This window comes from Mycolicibacterium agri (genome assembly GCF_002553505.1).
In the GTDB taxonomy this organism is placed as follows: domain Bacteria; phylum Actinomycetota; class Actinomycetes; order Mycobacteriales; family Mycobacteriaceae; genus Mycobacterium; species Mycobacterium agri.
This window is the reverse complement of sequence record NZ_PDCP01000250.1, coordinates 1-531: the sequence shown is the minus strand read 5'-3', so window position 1 is coordinate 531 and position 531 is coordinate 1. Positions and strand designations below refer to the sequence as shown.

At 71.6% G+C, this 531-nt stretch carries 1 protein-coding gene; it reads left to right on the top strand.

Going from position 1 to position 531, the window contains the following annotated elements:
* Window positions 1-531: VWA domain-containing protein (locus tag CQY20_RS34045; RefSeq protein ID WP_133119217.1), on the top strand; the 531-nt coding region annotated here is incomplete at both ends.

The following is a 531-nucleotide window of genomic DNA, read 5'->3' as shown; positions in this document are numbered from 1 at the left end:
ACCCCAACGAAGGGCACGGGCTGCACCTGTTCGAGACGCTGCTCGCGGCCGCGCGTCGACAGCAGCGACCGGGGCGGCCACGACCGCAGCCCGACGACGTGCGACGCGCGATACGGGAAGGCCGCGAAGGCAATTTGGTGATCTTCGTGGTCGACGCGTCAGGGTCGATGGCAGCGCGCGACCGGATGTCGGCGGTCAGCGGAGCGACGCTGTCGCTGCTGCGCGATGCCTATCAGCGGCGCGACAAGGTCGCAGTGATCACGTTCCGCGGCCAGGACGCGACGCTGTTGTTGCCGCCGACGTCGTCGATCCACATCGCGAGCCGACGGCTGGCGCGATTCGACACCGGCGGGAAAACGCCCTTGGCGCAGGGGTTGTTGGCTGCGCGCGATGTGGTGGTCCGCGAGAAGGCGCGCGACCGTGCTCGGCGCAGCCTGGTGGTGGTGCTGACCGACGGGCGGGCCACCGGAGGTCCCGACCCGTTGGGACGTGCCCGGGTGGCGGCCGCACGACTGGTCGCCGAGGGGGCGG